The organism is Bacteroides sp. ET336, assembly GCF_024733815.1.
GTDB classification, from domain to species: Bacteria; Bacteroidota; Bacteroidia; order Bacteroidales; family Bacteroidaceae; genus Phocaeicola; species Phocaeicola cellulolyticus.
Genome location: NZ_JANRHK010000033.1, coordinates 1 through 19519, shown reverse-complemented (window position 1 = coordinate 19519; position 19519 = coordinate 1). Strand labels below are relative to the sequence as shown.

16 protein-coding genes are annotated in these 19519 nt (G+C 37.9%); all 16 read left to right on the top strand.

The window, feature by feature from the left end:
• Nucleotides 1-247 precede the first annotated feature (247 nt).
• Nucleotides 248-838 (top strand): hypothetical protein, encoded by a 591-nt coding sequence (locus tag NW213_RS16335; RefSeq protein ID WP_204393033.1) that lies wholly within the window; start codon nucleotides 248-250, stop codon nucleotides 836-838.
• A 9-nt stretch (nucleotides 839-847) separates the two neighbouring features.
• Nucleotides 848-1687 (top strand): DUF2764 family protein, encoded by an 840-nt coding sequence (locus NW213_RS16330; protein WP_204393035.1) that lies wholly within the window; start codon nucleotides 848-850, stop codon nucleotides 1685-1687.
• Nucleotides 1688-1702: 15 nt separating this feature from the next.
• Nucleotides 1703-3460 carry a V-type ATP synthase subunit A gene (locus tag NW213_RS16325; protein ID WP_204393037.1) on the top strand — a complete coding sequence of 586 codons (1758 nt, stop codon included), beginning with the start codon at nucleotides 1703-1705 and terminating at the stop codon, nucleotides 3458-3460.
• A gap of 27 nt (nucleotides 3461-3487) precedes the next feature.
• Nucleotides 3488-4807 (top strand): V-type ATP synthase subunit B, encoded by a 1320-nt coding sequence (locus NW213_RS16320; protein WP_154044763.1) that lies wholly within the window; start codon nucleotides 3488-3490, stop codon nucleotides 4805-4807.
• A 24-nt stretch (nucleotides 4808-4831) separates the two neighbouring features.
• A complete protein-coding gene (locus NW213_RS16315; RefSeq protein WP_154044764.1) occupies nucleotides 4832-5437 on the top strand; it encodes a V-type ATP synthase subunit D in 606 nt (201 codons plus the stop codon).
• Nucleotides 5434-7233, top strand: coding sequence for a V-type ATP synthase subunit I (locus tag NW213_RS16310; protein ID WP_258323424.1), 1800 nt, complete (start codon nucleotides 5434-5436; stop codon nucleotides 7231-7233). The genes NW213_RS16315 and NW213_RS16310 overlap by 4 nt, the downstream gene beginning before the upstream one ends.
• 53 nt (nucleotides 7234-7286) lie before the next feature.
• Complete coding sequence (locus NW213_RS16305) at nucleotides 7287-7751, top strand: V-type ATP synthase subunit K (protein ID WP_154044766.1); 465 nt, start codon at nucleotides 7287-7289, stop codon at nucleotides 7749-7751.
• 121 nt (nucleotides 7752-7872) lie between these two features.
• A complete protein-coding gene (locus tag NW213_RS16300; RefSeq protein ID WP_154044767.1) occupies nucleotides 7873-8640 on the top strand; it encodes a TerB family tellurite resistance protein in 768 nt (255 codons plus the stop codon).
• 267 nt (nucleotides 8641-8907) lie between these two features.
• A complete protein-coding gene (gene gap, locus NW213_RS16295) occupies nucleotides 8908-9918 on the top strand; it encodes a type I glyceraldehyde-3-phosphate dehydrogenase (protein ID WP_154044768.1) in 1011 nt (336 codons plus the stop codon).
• A gap of 177 nt (nucleotides 9919-10095) precedes the next feature.
• Nucleotides 10096-11022 carry a tRNA (adenosine(37)-N6)-dimethylallyltransferase MiaA gene (gene miaA, locus NW213_RS16290; protein WP_258323423.1) on the top strand — a complete coding sequence of 309 codons (927 nt, stop codon included), beginning with the start codon at nucleotides 10096-10098 and terminating at the stop codon, nucleotides 11020-11022.
• A gap of 49 nt (nucleotides 11023-11071) precedes the next feature.
• Nucleotides 11072-12004 (top strand): diacylglycerol kinase family protein, encoded by a 933-nt coding sequence (locus NW213_RS16285; RefSeq protein ID WP_204393043.1) that lies wholly within the window; start codon nucleotides 11072-11074, stop codon nucleotides 12002-12004.
• A 185-nt stretch (nucleotides 12005-12189) separates the two neighbouring features.
• A complete protein-coding gene (locus tag NW213_RS16280; protein WP_258323422.1) occupies nucleotides 12190-13278 on the top strand; it encodes an OprO/OprP family phosphate-selective porin in 1089 nt (362 codons plus the stop codon).
• An 89-nt stretch (nucleotides 13279-13367) separates the two neighbouring features.
• A complete protein-coding gene (gene serS, locus NW213_RS16275; protein WP_154044772.1) occupies nucleotides 13368-14642 on the top strand; it encodes a serine--tRNA ligase in 1275 nt (424 codons plus the stop codon).
• 244 nt (nucleotides 14643-14886) lie between these two features.
• Entirely contained in the window at nucleotides 14887-16830 is a 1944-nt protein-coding gene (locus tag NW213_RS16270) for a glycogen debranching enzyme N-terminal domain-containing protein (protein ID WP_154044773.1), read from the top strand.
• A gap of 15 nt (nucleotides 16831-16845) precedes the next feature.
• Nucleotides 16846-18114: a glycosyltransferase family 4 protein gene (locus NW213_RS16265; RefSeq protein WP_204393049.1), complete on the top strand. Its 1269-nt coding sequence runs from the start codon at nucleotides 16846-16848 to the stop codon at nucleotides 18112-18114.
• Nucleotides 18115-18134: 20 nt separating this feature from the next.
• Nucleotides 18135-19519: glycoside hydrolase family 57 protein (locus NW213_RS16260; RefSeq protein ID WP_258323421.1), on the top strand; the 1385-nt coding region annotated here is incomplete at its 3' end.

The following is a 19519-nucleotide window of genomic DNA, read 5'->3' as shown; positions in this document are numbered from 1 at the left end:
TAAGAGAGATCCTCGAGGTAGAGATACTTCGGGGATTTTTTGCGTTTATACACTATTATGTAATGTATTTACAGACCTGATGTTAATCTAATGTTTAATATTGATAATCTTGTATAAAATCATCGATTTTAAATTCGTTTTCTTCATCCTTATTTCTTATATTTGAGCAGCGAAATAAGATTCTGACCTTAGAAATCTTATTTATACCTTGGTTATAAATAAAAACAATTTATTTACTAATATAATTATGGAAAATAAAATTCAAGAACTTACCGATAAGATATATCGCGAAGGTGTGGAAAAAGGAAACGAAGAAGCACAGCGACTTATCAGTGAGGCTCAGAAAAAAGCTGAGAAGATGATTGAAGAAGCCCAGAAGCAGGCTGATGAGATTATTAGTATGGCTAAAAAATCGGCTGAGGAACTAAAGGAAAACACAAAGTCGGAATTAAAACTCTTTGCCGGTCAGGCATTAAATGCTTTGAAAACTGAAGTGACTAATCTGCTTACTAACCAAACAGTATCTGAAGCAGTGAAAAATTTCACAGCAGAAAAGGATTATCTTAACATGTTTATTGTAAATCTGGCCAAACAATGGGTGGAAAATGAACCTGTTGTTATATCAGTGGCTGATGCAGAGAACTTAAAGAAGTATTTTTCAAAAAATGCTAAGGATCTGCTTGATAAGGGAGTTAAGATAGAAAATGTAAATGGTTCGAAAGTTCTTTTTACAATTTCTCCTGCTGACGGTTCATATAAGGTTAATTTTGGTGAGGAAGAGTTTGAAAACTACTTTAAGGATTTCTTACGTCCACAGCTAGTACAAATGTTGTTTTAAAATAGGATTATGGATGCTTATTATTATCTAGTAGCCGGATTGCCTGATATATCATTGGAAGATGGCAAGCTGAGTTATACGGTTGATAGTTTTAAGTCGGAAATATACCCTGATTTGTCGGATAAAGATAAAAAAGTAATAGATCTGTTTTATCTTAAATTTGATAATGATAACCTTTTACATCTATTGAAAGACAAGGAATACACTGTAAGTACATCTGGAATTTTTAGTACTGAGGAACTTCTTACATTGATAGATACAGTAAAAGAGGGAGATATTCCCGATAAAAAGTTCCCATCTTATTTTGGCAAATTCATTTCTGAATATTTGACTCTTTCTCCAGAAGATGAGTATAGAGCCGGTGATATATTGGCATCTGAATATTATTCCTATGCAATGAAAAGTAGGAATAGATTTGTTTCTTCATGGTTTGAGTTTAATCTTAATCTGAATAATATCCAAACTGCAATTTCCGCACGTAAATATAAGTTGGATGTAGCTTCGGCCATAGTTGGTGATACAGAAGTGTGTGAGCTTTTGCGTGTATCCAATGCCAGAGATTTTGGATTGGGAGAAACTTTGACATATTTGGAAAATATTCAGAGGATAGCTGAAATAGATGATTTGGTAGAAAGGGAAAAGAAAACAGACCAACTGAAATGGGATTGGCTGGAAACTGAGTCTTTTTTTAATTATTTCACTGTAGAACGTTTATTTGTCTTTTTATTACAGCTTGAAATGATAGAAAGATGGATATCATTGGATAAAGATAAAGGTAATGAATTATTCAGAGCTATGATCAAGGCTTTGAAGGATGATGTTCAGATACCTGAGGAGTTTAGAAATTAGTTTAAATATAATAAAATGGCAACAAAAGGTAGTGTTATTGGAGTTATTGCCAATATGGTGACTCTAACTGTAGATGGTCCGGTGGCACAGAATGAAATCTGTTACATTTCTACAGGTGGTGACCGTCTTATGGCCGAGGTTATTAAAGTGGTAGGAACCAATGTTTATGTACAGGTATTCGAAAGTACACGTGGATTGAAGGTTGGTGCTGAAGCTGAATTTACCGGCCATATGCTTGAGGTAACTTTAGGACCTGGTATGCTGTCGAAAAACTATGATGGCTTACAGAATGACCTAGATAAGATGGATGGCGTTTTCCTGAAACGCGGACAATATACTTATCCTTTGGACAAAGAAGCTAAATGGCTTTTCAAACCAATTGTTAAGGCTGGAGATGAAGTTGGACCTTCGGCTTGGCTTGGAGAAGTAGAGGAAAACCATCAACCATTGAAAATCATGGTTCCTTTCCAGTTGACAGGAACATATAAAGTAAAATCTATAGTTTCGGAGGGTGAATATACAATAGAAGATACTGTAGCAGTTCTTACTGATAAGGAAGGAAATGATATTCCAGTAAATATGATTCAGAAATGGCCTGTAAAGAAGGCTATGACAAATTACAAGGAAAAACCACGTCCATTCCGTTTGCTTGAAACAGGAGTACGTGTTATTGATACTGTGAATCCTATAGTGGAAGGTGGTACAGGATTTATCCCTGGGCCTTTCGGTACTGGTAAGACAGTGTTGCAGCATGCCATTTCAAAGCAGGCTGAGGCTGATATCGTTATCATTGCAGCCTGTGGTGAACGTGCAAACGAGGTTGTGGAAATCTTTACTGAATTCCCTGAACTAGTTGACCCGCATACCGGCAGAAAATTGATGGAACGTACTATTATTGTTGCTAATACATCAAACATGCCTGTGGCTGCACGTGAAGCTTCTGTATATACAGCTATGACTATGGCTGAGTTCTATCGTGCACAGGGACTTAAGGTACTTCTTATGGCAGACTCTACTTCTCGTTGGGCTCAGGCACTGCGTGAAATGTCTAACCGTATGGAAGAATTGCCTGGACCTGACGCATTCCCTATGGATATTTCGGCTATTATCTCAAACTTCTACGGACGTGCAGGTTATGTTTATCTGAATAACGGTGCTACTGGTTCTATCACATTTATCGGTACTGTATCACCTGCCGGAGGTAACCTGAAGGAACCTGTGACAGAGAATACTAAGAAAGTTGCACGCTGTTTCTATGCGTTGGAACAGGAACGTGCCGACCGTAAACGTTATCCTGCTGTTAATCCTATTGATTCTTATTCAAAATATCTGGAATATCCGGAATTCGAGAATTATATTGCAGAACGTATTAACGGAGAATGGATAGGAAAGGTCAATGAATTGAAGACCAGACTGCTGAGAGGTAAGGAAATCGCAGAACAGATCAATATCCTTGGTGATGATGGTGTGCCTGTAGAATATCATGTTATCTTCTGGAAGTCTGAACTTATTGACTTTGTAATTCTTCAGCAGGATGCATTCGATGAAGTGGATTCTGTTACTCCTATGGAACGCCAGGAGGAAATTGTAAATATGGTAATAGATGTTTGCCATACAGAATTCAAATTCGATAACTTTGTAGAGGTTATGGAATACTTCAAGAAGATGATTAATATCTGCAAGCAAATGAACTATTCCAAATATAAATCTGCTGAATATGTGGAATTTGGAAAACAGTTACAGGAGCTTATTGCCGAAAGACGTGCTGAATAATTTATTTCATTAACTAAGAATCATAAAATGGCAACAAAAGCATTTCAAAAAATATATACCAAAATAGGCCAGATAACTAAAGCTACCTGCTCACTGAAAGCTAAAGGAGTGGGGTATGACGAACTGGCTATGGTTAACGGCAAACTTGCACAGGTTGTAAAGATTGCCGGAGATGATGTTACGCTGCAGGTGTTTGAGGGTACTGAAGGTATTCCGACAAATGCAGAAGTGGTTTTCTTAGGAAAATCGCCTACACTGAAGGTTAGCGAACAGTTGGCGGGACGTTTCTTCAATGCGTTCGGTGATCCTATTGATGGCGGTCCTGAGGTTGAGGGTGTAGAAGTGGAAATCGGTGGCCCTTCTGTTAACCCGGTACGCCGTAAACAGCCATCTGAACTTATTGCTACAGGTATTGCGGGTATTGACTTGAACAATACATTGGTGTCAGGACAGAAGATTCCGTTCTTTGCCGATCCGGACCAGCCGTTTAACCAGGTGATGGCTAATGTGGCTCTTCGTGCCGAGACAGATAAAATTATCCTTGGCGGTATGGGTATGACTAATGATGACTACCTTTACTTCAAGAATGTGTTCTCTAACGCTGGTGCGTTGGACCGTATCATCAGTTTCGTAAATACTACCGAGAACCCTCCTGTAGAACGATTGCTTATTCCTGATATGGCATTGACAGCTGCGGAATATTTTGCAGTAGAGCATAATCAGAAAGTTTTGGTTCTGCTTACAGATATGACTTCGTATGCCGACGCATTGGCAATCGTGTCAAACCGTATGGATCAGATTCCTTCGAAGGACTCTATGCCAGGTTCTTTGTACTCAGACCTTGCCAAAATTTACGAAAAGGCTGTACAGTTCCCTAGCGGTGGTTCTATAACCATTATCGCGGTGACTACACTTTCTGGTGGAGATATCACTCATGCAGTACCTGATAATACTGGTTATATCACAGAAGGACAGTTGTTCCTGCGTCGTGATAGCGATATAGGGAAGGTTATTGTCGATCCTTTCCGTTCACTTTCACGTTTGAAACAGTTGGTTAGCGGTAAGAAAACACGTAAAGACCATCCGCAGGTTATGAACGCTGCCGTACGTCTGTATGCCGATGCAGCAAATGCCAAGACAAAAATGGAAAACGGTTTTGACCTTACAAACTACGACGAACGTACATTGGCTTTCGCTAAGGATTATGCAAATCAGCTTCTTGCTATTGACGTCAACCTCAATACAACAGAAATGCTTGATGTTACTTGGGGATTGTTCAGCAAGTATTTCAAGCCTGAAGAGGTTAATATTAAGAAGGAATTTGTTGATCAGTATTGGAAGAAGTAATCAAATTCAATAAAAAACAGAGAAATGGCTATTAAATTTCAATATAACAAAACCTCGCTACAGCAGTTGGAAAAGCAACTGAAGGTTCGAGTTCGTACGCTTCCTATAATAAAGAATAAGGAAAGTGCGTTGCGACTTGAGGTGAAACGTTGCAAAACTGAAGCTGTGGAACTGGAGGAACGTCTTGAAAGTCAGATTCAGGCGTATGAAGCCATGTTCGCACTCTGGAATGAATTTGATGCTTCATTGATAAAAGTGAAGGATGTTCATTTGGGCGTTAGAAAGATTGCAGGTGTCAGGGTTCCGCTACTTGAAGAGGTGGACTTCGATATCCGTAAATTCAGTATGTTCTCTGCTCCTAAATGGTATGCTGACGGACTTCATATATTGAAGACTTTGGCGCAAACTGCCATTGAGAGAGAATTTACACTCGCCAAATTGGGCTTGCTGGAACATGCGCGTAAAAAAACTACTCAAAAGGTAAACCTGTTTGAAAAAGTACAGATCCCTGGATATCAGGACGCATTGAGAAAAATTAAACGTTTCATGGAAGATGAGGAAAATCTGTCGAAGTCATCACAGAAGATTCTGAAATCTATCCAGGAAAAGAGAAAGGAGGCTGAGGAATGATTGCTAAAATGAAAAAGCTGACTTTCCTTATATATTATAAGGAGTACGAACAGTTTCTGGAAAAACTGCGTGAACTTGGTGTTGTTCATATTTTTACGAAATCACAGGGAGCGGCAGAAAATCAGGAACTTCAGGATCGTATCCGATTGGCTGCAAAATATGCTGCTGCGATAAAATACCTTCAGGGAATGAATGTTGTGGCAGATAAGCATGAAGGTGATGCTGCTAAAGGAGAAAAAACCCTTGAAGTATTGTCTGAACTGCAGGCTGATCAGCAACAGCTGGTTCACAAGAAACAGGCGCTTGAAAAGGAAATTGTTTCGTTAGAACCATGGGGAGATTTCGACTCTGGTAATATAGAACGTCTTGGGAATGCCGGTTATGTAGTGAATTTCTATATATGCTCTGAAAAACAATTCAAAGATGAATGGATTCAGGCATATAATGCAACAGTTATAAACAAAATAGGTTCGAAAGTTTATTTTGTAACTATAACATCAGAAAAAGATGTTCCTGAACTTGAGGTGGAATATGCAAAATTGCCGGATAAATCTTTGAGTGGCTTGAAGACTTCTGTTGAGAATCTTGAAAAAGATATAAACAAAGTGGATGAAAGCATCAAGGATTTGGCAAGAACATCTATTGCTGACCTTGAAGTAGCTCAAAGGAAGGTCTATTCTGAAATAGAATTCTCAAAGGTTGTATTGACCGGAGATTCCTTGGCCGACAATAAACTCGTATTATTGGAAGGTTGGGTTCCTGAAGTTAAAACTGAAGATGTTAAGTCTTTCATGGATAATCAAGGAGCTTATTATGAGATTTCCAACCCTGCACCTGAAGATAATGTGCCTATATTGTTTAAAAACGATAAGTTCTCACGGTTGTTCGAACCTATCATAAGGCTGTATATGTTGCCTAAATATAATGAACTTGACCTTACTCCGTTCTTTGCACCTTTCTTCATGCTGTTTTTCGGCTTGTGTCTTGGAGATACAGGATACGGTGCGTTTATGGTGTTGGCAGTTACTATATATAGGCTGATGGCTAAGAATATAAGTTCGGGCATGAAACCAATACTTACATTGGTGCAAATCCTTGGAGCTTCTACAATGGTATGCGGTCTGCTTACAGGAACATGTTTCGGATTTAATATTTATGATATCCAGGTGCCTTTCCTGCAGAAGATGAAGGAAGCTATTTCACTGGATAATCAGCAGATGTTTAATCTGTCTCTTATCCTGGGTGGAGTTCAGATAATCTTCGGAATGATGCTGAAAGCTGTTAACCAGACTATACAGCTCGGATTTAAGTATGCTGTGGGAACAATAGGATGGATATTTGTCATTCTTAGTTCTGCAATAGCATTTGCCGGTGCAATGGAAATGGGTGGAACAGTACACATGGTGTTTGTGATAGCAGGATTACTTATGGCTTATCTTTACAATAGTCCAGGTAAGAATGTTTTCGTAAATATCGGTCTTGGACTTTGGGACAGTTATAATATGGCAACCGGATTGTTAGGTGATATATTGTCATATGTTCGTCTGTTTGCATTGGGATTGTCAGGAGGTATTTTGGCAAGCGTATTCAATAGTCTTGCAGCAGGTATGAGTCCTGACAATATAATAGCAGGCCCTATAGTTATGGTGCTTATATTTGTCATCGGACATTCAATCAATATCTTTATGAATGTTCTTGGTGCAATGGTTCACCCTATGCGTTTGACTTTCGTTGAGTTTTTCAAGAACTCAGGTTATGAAGGTGGAGGAAAGGAATACTCTCCATTAAAAAAATAAAATGTATTTCGTGTATATAAACTGAAAAAATAATAATAAAAAACTTTAGAATTATGGAAATGAATTTTTTGATTGCCTATATTGGCATAGCTGTTATGGTTGGTTTGTCTGGTATCGGTAGTGCATACGGAGTAACAATTGCTGGTAATGCTTCTATCGGAGCACTTAAAAAGAATGACAGTGCTTTTGGTAACTTCCTTGTGTTGACAGCGCTTCCAGGTACTCAGGGACTTTATGGTTTTGCTGGCTACTTTATGTTCCAGAATATCTTCGGAGTACTTACTCCTGAAATCACTACTCTTCAGGCTTGTGCAGTGCTTGGTTCTGGTATTGGTCTTGGATTGGTTGCCCTTTTCTCTGCAATCCGTCAGGGACAGGTTTGTGCTAATGGTATAGCAGCTATTGGTCAGGGACACAATGTGTTTGGTAATACATTGATTCTTGCCGTATTCCCAGAATTGTATGCTATCGTTGCACTTGCTGCTACATTCTTGATGGGTTCTGCTATCACAGCTTAATATATAAATATAATATTTAGACTGAAAGCTGTCTCAATCTGATTGGGGCAGCTTTTTTATGTTATTGTGGATATGAAGTTTTTTTATAACTTTGTCACGTAATGTAAAAATATAGAATAATATGGGATATGGAAAATGGATAGGTGGCCTTATGGGTTTTGTTACCATGGGTCCTTTGGGCGCTTTGGCAGGTTTTGCCATCGGATCATTATTTGATAATGCAAATGAAAATACTATAGAAGGCTCAGACAGCCAGAATGAATATGCTGGACAGAGAAACAGCTTCCTGTTTTCTATGCTTGTTATGGCATCATATATAATACGTGCCGATGGAAGAATAATGCATAGCGAAATGGAATTTGTGAGACAGTTCCTAAGGAATAATTTCGGTGAGATTGCCGTTTCTGAAGGTGAACAGATACTTCTGAACTTGTTTGAACAGAGAAAGCAGATGGATAAGTCAAATCCAATGGCTTTTAAAAACACTATTCATGAATGTGGGGCGCAGATTGCGTCAAACATGTCGTATGAGGAACGTCTTCAGTTGTTACGCTTCTTAACTCAGATAGCCCAGAGCGACGGAAATGTATGTAAAGAAGAAATAGATGCACTCAAGGAAGTTGCCCTGGCAATGGGAATGTCACAGCAGGAAGTTGAGTCCATGTTAAACATGAGGGGCAAGTCTTTGGACGAAGCATACAAGGTTCTGGAAATTTCTCCGGATGCAACAGATGAAGAAGTGCGTGCGGCTTATAAGAAAATGGCTCTTAAGCATCATCCGGATAGGGTGGCAACTTTAGGAGAAGACATAAGAAAAGCTGCAGAAGAAAAATTCCAGGATATCAATAATGCAAAAGAACGTATATACAAGGCTAGGGGAATGAGATAAAAAAATAATCGTGCTTTATAAAAGTTCTATTTTGTATAGTACAGATAGCAAAAACTGTGTTATATGTAATATATATAAAATAAAGTGCTTGGAAGTTTATCGAATAAGTGTTTTTTTTACGAAAAAAGAATAGTGCGAGTATTGAGATTTAAAAGAAATCATTACTTTTGCATCGTAAAACTTGAGATTAATTATATCGAATGATATGATTGATTATATCGAACAGTTTTCAAACTTTATTATAAAACCATTAAAAATTTAAACAAAATGATTAAAGTAGGTATTAACGGTTTCGGTCGTATCGGCCGTTTCGTATTCCGTGCAGCTCAGAAGAGAAACGATATCCAGATCGTAGGTATTAACGACTTGTGTCCAGTAGATTACTTGGCTTACATGTTGAAATATGATACAATGCACGGACAGTTCGACGGTACTATCGTTGCTGACGTTGAAAACAGCAAGTTGATTGTTAATGGCAATGAAATCCGTGTAACAGCTTGCAAAGATCCTAAAGAATTGGCATGGAACGAAGTAGGTGCTGAATACGTAGTAGAATCTACTGGTTTGTTCTTGACTAAAGAAAAAGCTCAGGCTCACATCGAAGCTGGTGCTAAATATGTAGTTATGTCAGCTCCTTCTAAAGACGATACTCCAATGTTCGTTTGCGGTGTAAACGAAAAAACATATGTTAAAGGTACTCAGTTCGTTTCTAACGCTTCTTGTACTACTAACTGCTTGGCTCCTATCGCTAAGGTTTTGAACGACAAATGGGGAATCACTGACGGTTTGATGACTACAGTTCACTCTACAACTGCTACTCAGAAAACAGTTGACGGTCCTTCTATGAAAGACTGGAGAGGTGGTCGTGCTGCTTCTGGTAACATCATCCCTTCTTCAACTGGTGCTGCTAAAGCTGTAGGTAAAGTTATCCCTGAATTGAACGGTAAATTGACTGGTATGTCAATGCGTGTTCCTACTTTGGACGTATCTGTAGTTGACTTGACAGTTAACTTGGCTAAACCAGCTAAATATGACGAAATCTGCGCTGCAATGAAGGAAGCTTCTGAAGGTGAATTGAAGGGTATCCTTGGTTACACTGAAGATGCAGTTGTTTCTTCTGACTTCTTGGGTGACACTCACACTTCAATCTTCGATGCTAAAGCTGGTATCGCTTTGACTGATACTTTCGTTAAAGTTGTTTCTTGGTATGACAACGAAATCGGTTACTCTAACAAAGTATTGGATTTGATCGCTCACATGGCTTCTGTAAACTGCTAATCAGTAACAAAACCATATATTTAAAGCCGTCTTGTTTTTCAAGGCGGCTTTATTCGTTTTATAAATAATATAATTTATTTTGCATATTAATAAATCATTTAATACTGTTGTACTGATATTTACTAAAAAAAACTATCTTTGTAAATATAATAGTTATACGTTAGATGAAATATTTTTATGGGATATGATTTTATAACCATATTGGGGCCTACGGCTTCAGGTAAAACTGTTTTGGCTGCATCTTTGGCGAAGGCTATTGATGCCGAAATTATAAGTGGAGATAGCAGACAGGTGTATCGTGGAATGGATTTGGGAACAGGAAAGGATCTCAAAGATTATGTAGTTGACGGTTATCATGTTCCTTATCATTTGATAGATATTGTTGATCCGGGTTATAAATATAATGTATTTGAATTTCAAAGAGATTTCCTAGATGCGTACAAAAATATAAAATCGAGGAATAAAGAAGCCATTTTATGTGGAGGAACCGGAATGTATATAGAGTCTGTACTAAAAGGATACAGACTTGTACCTGTGCCTGAGAATAAAGAGTTGAGGGACAGTTTGTCATGCAAGTCTCTTGAGGAACTGACGGAAATCCTTTCAAAATATAAAAAATTGCACAATTCCACTGATGTCGATACCGCAAAACGTGCTATTAGGGCGATAGAAATAGAAGAGTATTATCTGAATAATAAAGTTGATGAGAGACCTTTTCCTGATTATAAAAGCATAATAATAGGTGTTGACATAGATAGGGAATTAAGACGTGAAAAAATTTCAAAGCGCCTTCGTCAAAGATTGGAAGAAGGAATGATAGATGAAGTTCGGGGCTTGTTGAATTCCGGTATATCGGCTGATGATCTTATATATTATGGATTGGAGTATAAATATCTGACCTTATACGTCACAGGTAAGTTGAGCTATGAGGATATGTGTTCTCAACTTGAAATAGCAATACATCAGTTTGCCAAACGACAGATGACTTGGTTTAGAGGAATGGAGAGAAGGGGATTCTCTATTAACTGGATAAATGCAGAATGGAGTCTGGAACGTAAGGTAGATGTAATATTGAATCTCATTAATAAAACTGATAATTATTGACAGCTAAGGAAATATTATTCGATTGTTGTGTAATCAAAATTTTAGTATTATGGCAGTAGAACCTAACAGATGGGGTATTATATATAATCCTAAAGCGGGAAGCAGAAAAGCGCAGAAAAGATGGGCGAAAATTCGCGAGTACATGGATAGTCAGAATGTAAAATATGATTATGTACAGTCTGAAGGATTTGGTTCGGTTGAAAGGCTTGCCAGAACTTTGGCTAACAATGGATATAAAACCATTGTGGTAGTGGGAGGTGATGGAGCAATAAATGATGCCGTAAACGGAATCATGCAATCGGATATAGAAGAAAAACATGAAATAGCCTTTGGTATAATACCTAATGGAATAGGAAACGATTTTGCCAAATATTGGGGGCTTGATTCCGATGATTTTAAAGGAGCTGTCGATGTGTTAATCAACAGACGTCTGAGAAAGGTTGATGTTGGAGTTTTCAGTTTCTATAATGGTGATGAGCATAATTGCAGGTATTTTCTTAATGCTGTGTATATGGGACTTGGAGCCAAGATAGTTATGATAACAAATGAAACAAAAAGGTTTTGGGGAATACCTTTTATTTCGTATTTGTCGTCATTGGTTTTGGTCGCTTTCGAGCGCAAACTGCACAGAATGCATTTGAAACTTAACAACGAACATATCAGAGGAAGAATAATGGCTGTCGGAATAGGCAGTTGCAGAGGCTATGGACTTACTCCAAGTGCTGTTCCTTATAACGGATGGCTTGATGTGTCAGTGATATATAGGCCGCAGTTAAGGGAGTTGATTTCCGGACTGTGGATGCTTCAGCAGGGAAGAATATTAAATCATAAAACGGTTAAGTCATATAGAACGAAGTCTGTAAAAGTGTTACGTGCCAGAAATGCCGAAGTCAGTATTGATGGTAGATTGTGGACAGAAAAATATTATCCGTTTGAAGTGACAGTATTGCCTGAAGCCCTCACTCTTATCATTCCACGTTGATTATAATGCATTTAGTAATGAACTTTTATTATAGTTACATTGTTAAATAGTTATAATTGATAATTATATATAAAGTGTTATTCTCAAAGATGGTTTTTGTTTTAGCTTTAGTTTTTATTTTATTCTTTAATGGTTTTAGTGTTAGTGCTCAGGATTTGTCATTAGTTCCTGCGGATGAAAAAACAATGCTTCAACGTATTACTGACGGCAAGCGTGATATTGACTGGGCGGACATGAATATTCAGTTTTGTACTGCTGCAGATGCTTCATTTAATAATGGAGACTTTGATAATATGGCCTTTAAGGTACATAGGGTACGACTTGAGGTTTTAGGAGCATTCAGAGACAAATTTTCTTATCATTTCAGACAATCTTTTAATAAGTACACCAATCCGAATATTCCGTTGGATAATCTTGCCGGCTCTGTTGAATTGGCAATGGTAGGATGGCAGTTGAATGACAAATGGGGATTGACTGCCGGAAAACAGCCTGTACAGTTCAGTGGATATGAATGTTGGGTTAATGCTATTAAAGTGAGACATTATTCCGACTTTAATAATACGATACCAGCCTACCAGGTGGGATTGAATATGGCATATAATATAAATGAAAATCAGGTTATGAATTTCCAGCTTACCAACAACAGGAATTCAACAATAAATGACCAGTTTATGTATTCTTTGCCGGATGATGTGGAGGATTCTAAAATACCTATGCTGGGAACCGTAAATTGGGATGGATATTTTGTTGACAGAGCTATGCAGTTGCGATATTCATTGTCATATGGTCAATTGGCAAAAGGTAAGAACATATTTTATTTTACATGTGGTAATGTATGGGATAAAAAGCCTTTCTTAGGTTATATTGATTTTATGTATTCACGTGAAGGACTTGATTCCAAAGGTCTAATAACATCGTCATATGATGTTGATGGAAACAATGTAATTACGGCAAAAAATGTAGAATATTTTACAACCATTGCCAATTTGGATTATAGGGTTTCTCCTCATCTTAATCTATATATAAAAGGAGCATACGAACTTGGTAATGTTTATAAGTCGTCAGAAGAATTTCAGGCAGGCAACTACAGAAGAACATGGAATGTACAGTTCTGTGCTGAGTATTATCCTATGTCCGACAGTGAACTGATTGTATATCTCCATTTGCTTCACAAAAACACTCATCTGACTGATATTGCAAGAAAGTATGGAGCAAATAGCTATAATCAGCAACGCATTTCTTTAGGATTAGTATATACTTTGCCTGTTTTCTGATTAAAAAGTTTTCTCTATCTGTTTAATTGATAAAAAAAATATATCTTTGCATATCTTTTTATTTGGAACGATTATAAAAGAAAAATAATATGCTCACTATTAAACAAATTACAGAAGATACCGATAAGGTAATTCGTGGACTTGAAAAGAAACACTTTGCAAATGCAAAAGAAGCGATAGCAAAAGTTTTGGAATGCAACGATAGAAGACGTAACGCTCAGAATCAATTGGATAGAAATCTTGCTGAGGTAAATTCTCTTTCAAAGAGTATTGGAATGCTGATGAAAGAAGGCAAGAAAGAAGAAGCTGAAGCTGCAAAGAATAAGGTTGCCGAGTTCAAGGAAGCAAGCAAGACATTGCAAGCTGAAATGGATAAGGCATCTGAAGAAATGCAGGAAATATTATATACTATTCCTAATGTTCCTTACGATGAAGTGCCAGAAGGTTCATGTGCAGAAGATAATGTGGTTGTAAAGCATGGTGGTATGGAAACTGAGCTTCCAAAGAATGCGTTGCCACATTGGGAACTTGCCAAGAAGTATGATTTGATAGATTTCGATCTAGGCGTAAAGATTACAGGTGCTGGTTTCCCTGTTTATAAAGGAAAGGGTGCCAGATTGCAGAGAGCCCTTATTAACTTCTTCCTTGATGAAGCACGCGCTTCAGGATATGAAGAAATCATGCCTCCTACAGTTGTAAATGCTGCTTCTGGTTATGGTACAGGTCAGTTGCCAGATAAAGAAGGTCAGATGTATCATTGCAATCTTGATGATTTGTATCTGATACCTACAGCTGAAGTTCCTGTTACAAATATCTACAGAGATGTAATCCTTGATGAAAAACAGTTGCCTATCAAGAATTGTGCATATACTCAATGTTTCCGTCGCGAAGCTGGTTCATACGGTAAGGACGTTCGTGGTTTGAACCGTTTGCATGAATTCTCTAAAGTAGAGTTGGTAAGAATAGACAAACCTGAACATTCAAAACAGTCTCATCAGGAAATGTTGGATCACGTAGAAGGATTGTTAAAAAAGTTGGAACTTCCATATAGAATACTTCGTCTCTGCGGTGGTGATATGAGCTTTACAGCTGCAATATGTTATGACTTCGAAGTATATTCAGAAGCGCAGCAGAGATGGTTGGAAGTAAGTTCTGTATCTAATTTTGATACTTATCAGGCAAACCGCTTGAAATGTAGATTTAGAAATGCAGACAAGAAGACTGAACTTTGCCATACATTGAATGGCTCGGCTCTAGCTTTACCAAGAATCGTTGCAGCCTTGTTGGAAAACAATCAAACTCCTGAGGGTATTAGAATACCAAAAGCGTTGGTTCCGTATTGCGGTTTCGATATAATAGATTAAAATATAAAACACGATAAAATCCCGGTTAATCCGGGATTTTTTTTATAGTAAAACTTGCAATAAATATGCCCGTTAACATATTTATAACAAGTATTTCAGTAATGATTTTTTATTTGCTGGAAAAAAGTAACTATTTTTGAAAAAAAACGTGTTTTACGTTTTGATTTGATTTTTTAATTACTAATTTTGGGGTGAGATTTATAACATATTTATTGAACTATTTAATAACCTTAATATAACATCTATGAGTTATTTACGTTTTGATAAAACTCTTATGACGAATTTGGAAGAATCTTTACCGCGTGAGATTCTTCGTACAAATCGTTCCGGGGCTTACCATTGTTCTACAATAGTAGATTGTAATACTCGCAAGTATCATGGACTGTTAGTTATTCCTGTTCCTGAATTGGATGACGAAAACCATGTACTGTTGTCGGCAATGGATGAGACAGTAATACAGCATGGTGCTGAATTTAACCTGGGACTCCATAAGTATCATGGAGATAATTTTAGTCCGCGCGGTCATAAATATATCCGTGAATATGAGTGTGAAAAAGTTCCAACAACATGGTATCGTGTAGGTGGAGTTATCTTGAAGAAAGAAAAGGTCTTCGTTCATCATGAAAACCGTATTCTGATAAGATATACTTTGGTTGATGCACATTCTGAAACAATATTAAGATTACGTCCTTATTTGGCTTTCAGAAGTGTAAGAGAATACACTCATGAGAATTCTCAGGCTAGTAGGGAATATGATGTGATAGACAACGGAATCAAGACACGTATGTATCCTGGTTATCCTGAATTGTATATGCAGTTCAGTAAGGAAAACGAATTCCATTTCCTGCCGGATTGGTACAGAGGTATAGAATATCCAAAGGAACAGGAACGTGGCTATGATTTCAATGAAGATCTTTATGTTCCTGGCTATTTTGAATTTAAAATCAGTAAGGGAGAAAGTGTTACATTCTCCGGTGGTATTTCTTCTGTAGATACATCTAAACTTAATCAGTTGTTTGCAGATGAGGCAGAACAGAGAACTCCTAGAAAAGACTTCAAAAACTGTCTTATCAATGCAGCCCACCAATTCTTGAATAAACAGGATAGTGAATCATATATATTGGCAGGTTATCCTTGGTTCAAGTGCCGTGCCAGAGATATGTTTGTTTCATTGCCAGGTCTTACATTGTCCATTGGAGAAGTCTCAAAATTTGAGATGATAATGGAGACAGCCATAAAAGCCATCTATTCATTTATGAATGGCGAGAAATCTACATTGAAAGTTTATGAGATTTATCATCCTGATGTTCTTCTATGGGCTGTCTGGACAATACAGCAATATGCTAAGATGGTTTCAAGAGATGCTGCTAAAGAAAAGTATCTAGGACTGTTGAAAGATATAATGACATATTTGCTTGATGGCAGACATCCTAATCTTGAAGTAAGAGATAACGGATTGGTATATGCAAACGGTAGAGACAATGCTATTACGTGGATGAACTCAACTGTTAACGGTCGTCCTGTAGTGGGAAGAACAGGATATATAGTAGAATTCAATTCTCTTTGGTATAACGCATTGTGTTTCACAGCAGATATTATGGCTGAAGTCGGTGACAATGACTTCTCTTATCGTTTGAAATCTTTGGCTGAGAAAACAGGAAAATCATTTATTGACACATTCTTGAATGAATATGGCTATCTGTTGGATTTCGTGGATGGTGATATGATGGATTGGAGTGTTCGTCCTAACATGATTTTCGCGGCAGCATTCGATTATTCTCCACTTGACGCAAAACAGAAAAAGGGTGTAATAGATATTGTTACAAAAGAATTGCTTACTCCTAAAGGTCTTCGTTCTTTGAGCCCGAAAAGTGGAGGCTACAATCCTAACTATGTTGGACCTCAGATGCAGAGAGACTATGCATACCATCAGGGTACAGCATGGCCTTGGCTTGAAGGTTTCTACATGGAAGCTTATCTGAAGATTTATAAGAGAAGCGCTATCTCTTTCTTGTGGAGACAGTTTGTTAGCTATGAGGATGAAATGACATGTCACTGTCTGGGAACACTTCCGGAGTTGTTTGACGGTAATCCACCTTTCAAAGGTAGGGGAGCAGTATCATTTGCAATGAATGTTGCGGAAATTCTTCGTGGCTTGTATTTGTTGGATAAATTTGAGAATCAATAAAGAAGGAGGAGTTTTATGAAAGTTTTAATGTTTGGTTGGGAATTTCCTCCAAAAATATACGGCGGTCTTGCTGTCGCTTCCTATGGTATAACCAAGGGGCTAAGTTTACAAGGCGATGTAGAAACAGTGTTTTGTATGCCTAAACCGACTGGCGATGAGGAAGGATTCCTGAAAATAGTTGGCATGAACCAAGTGCCTATAGTATGGCGTGATGTGGATTACGATTATCTTAAATCTCGTCTGCATGCAAAAATGACGCCTGAGGAATATTATGCCTACCGCGATAAGATATATGCTGATTTCTCATACATGAATGTCAACGATCTGGGATGTATGGAGTTTGCAGGCGGATATCCTGGAAATTTGCATGACGAAATAAATAATTTCTCAATTATTGCAGGTGTTGTTGCAAGACAGCAACAATTCGATATTATTCATGCTCACGACTGGTTGACTTACCCGGCTGGTGTTCATGCAAAAATGGTTAGCGGAAAGCCTCTCTGTATTCATGTTCATGCTACAGATTTCGACCGTTCCCGCGGAAAAGTCAATCCTACTGTCTATTCAATTGAAAAGAACGGTATGGATTATGCCGACTGTATCATGTGTGTATCCGAGCTGACTCGTCGTACTGTTATTAATGAGTATCATCAGGATCCTAGAAAGGTATTTGCCGTACATAATGCAGTTTATCCATTGTCGCAGGAATATCAGGATATACCACGTCCGGATCACTCTAAAGAAAAGATTGTTACTTTCCTTGGACGTATCACAATGCAGAAGGGACCGGAATATTTTGTTGAAGCAGCAGCTATGGTGTTGAAACGTACACGTAACATCCGTTTCGTGATGGCAGGTTCCGGAGATATGCTGAATGCCATGATTAATCTGGTTGCAGAACGAGGTATTGCTGATCGTTTCCACTTCCCTGGATTTATGAAAGGTAAACAGGTATATGAGGTTTATAAGAACAGTGATGTTTTTGTTATGCCTTCAGTTTCCGAACCTTTCGGTATTGCTCCATTGGAAGCTATGCAGTGTGGAACACCTTCTATTATTTCCAAGCAGTCAGGTTGTGGAGAAATCCTAAGTAAAGTTATCAAGACAGACTATTGGGATATCCATGCTATGGCAGATGCCATATATTCAATATGTACAAATCAATCGCTGTTTGAGTATCTTCAGAAAGAAGGAAAGGCCGAAGTTGACGGAATCACTTGGGAAAAAGTTGGTCTGAAAGTTCGTTCTTTGTATGAAGATGTTCTGAGAAATTATAATAAGTAAAATATTAGTCTTAAGTTGATATGAAAACAATCTGTTTATATTTTGAGATTCATCAAATAATACATTTGAAACGTTACCGTTTCTTTGAAATAGGCTCAGATCATTATTATTATGATGATTTTGCCAACGAACAGGGTATTAACGAAATAGCTGAACGCTCTTACATTCCGGCTTTGAATACCCTTATACAGATGGCAAAAGAAAATGAAGGAGCATTTAAAGTAGCTCTTTCCATTTCTGGCGTTGCCCTTGAACAATTGGAAATCTATGCACCGTCTGTAATAGAATTGTTGCATGAATTAAATAATACTGGATGTTGTGAATTCTTGTGCGAACCTTATTCTCACGGACTTTCTTCATTGGCTAATGAAGACTGCTTCAAAGAAGAAGTTACCCGTATGCGCAAGAAAATCAAGGACTATTTCGGCAAGGAACCAAAAGTATTCCGTAACTCAAGCTTGATTTACGACAACGAGATTGGCGGTATGGTAGCCAATATGGGATTTAAGGGAATGCTTATAGAAGGAGCTAAACATGTTCTTGGATGGAAGAGTCCTCACTACCTGTATCATTGCGTAGAGAATCCTAATTTGAAGCTTTTGATGAGAGACTTCAAGCTTTCTGATGATATAAGTCTTCGTTTCTCTAACAGCGAATGGAGCGAATATCCTCTGTTTGCAGATAAATATATCGGCTGGATTGATTCTATGCCTGAAAGCGAGCAGGTGATAAATATATTTATGGAATTGTCTGCTCTTGGATATTTCCAGCCATTGTCTTCGAATATCCTCGACTTTATAAAGGCTCTTCCTATCTGTGCTAAACAGAAAGGTATAACTTTCTCTACTCCTACAGAAATTGTGTCAAAACTGAAATCTGTAGATGCTATGGATGTTCCTTATCCAATGTCTTGGGTTGACGAGGAAAGAGACATCAGTCCATGGTTGGGTAACGTAATGCAGCGTGAAGCGTTCAATAAGTTGTACAGCGTGGCAGAAAGAGTTTACTTGTGTCAGGACAAGAGAATCAAGCAGGATTGGGATTATCTGCAGGCCAGCAATAATTTCCGCTTCATGACAACTAAGGATAGTGGAGTAGCGTTTAACCGTGGAATCTATGATTCTCCTTTTGACGCTTTCACTAACTATATGAATATCCTTGGCGATTTCATCAAACGTGTCAATTCACTTTATCCTGTTGATATGGAGAACGAAGAACTTGGCTCTTTGCTTACTACTATCAAGAATCAGGGTGCAGAATTGGTACAGCTGAATGATGAGGTTACAAAACTTAAAAAGAAATTAGCTGACGCTGAAAAGAAACTGGCAAAAGAAGAAAAGGCACCTGCCAAGAAGACAACTTCTACTGCCAAACGTGCTACAAAAACTGCAACAGCCAAGAAAGC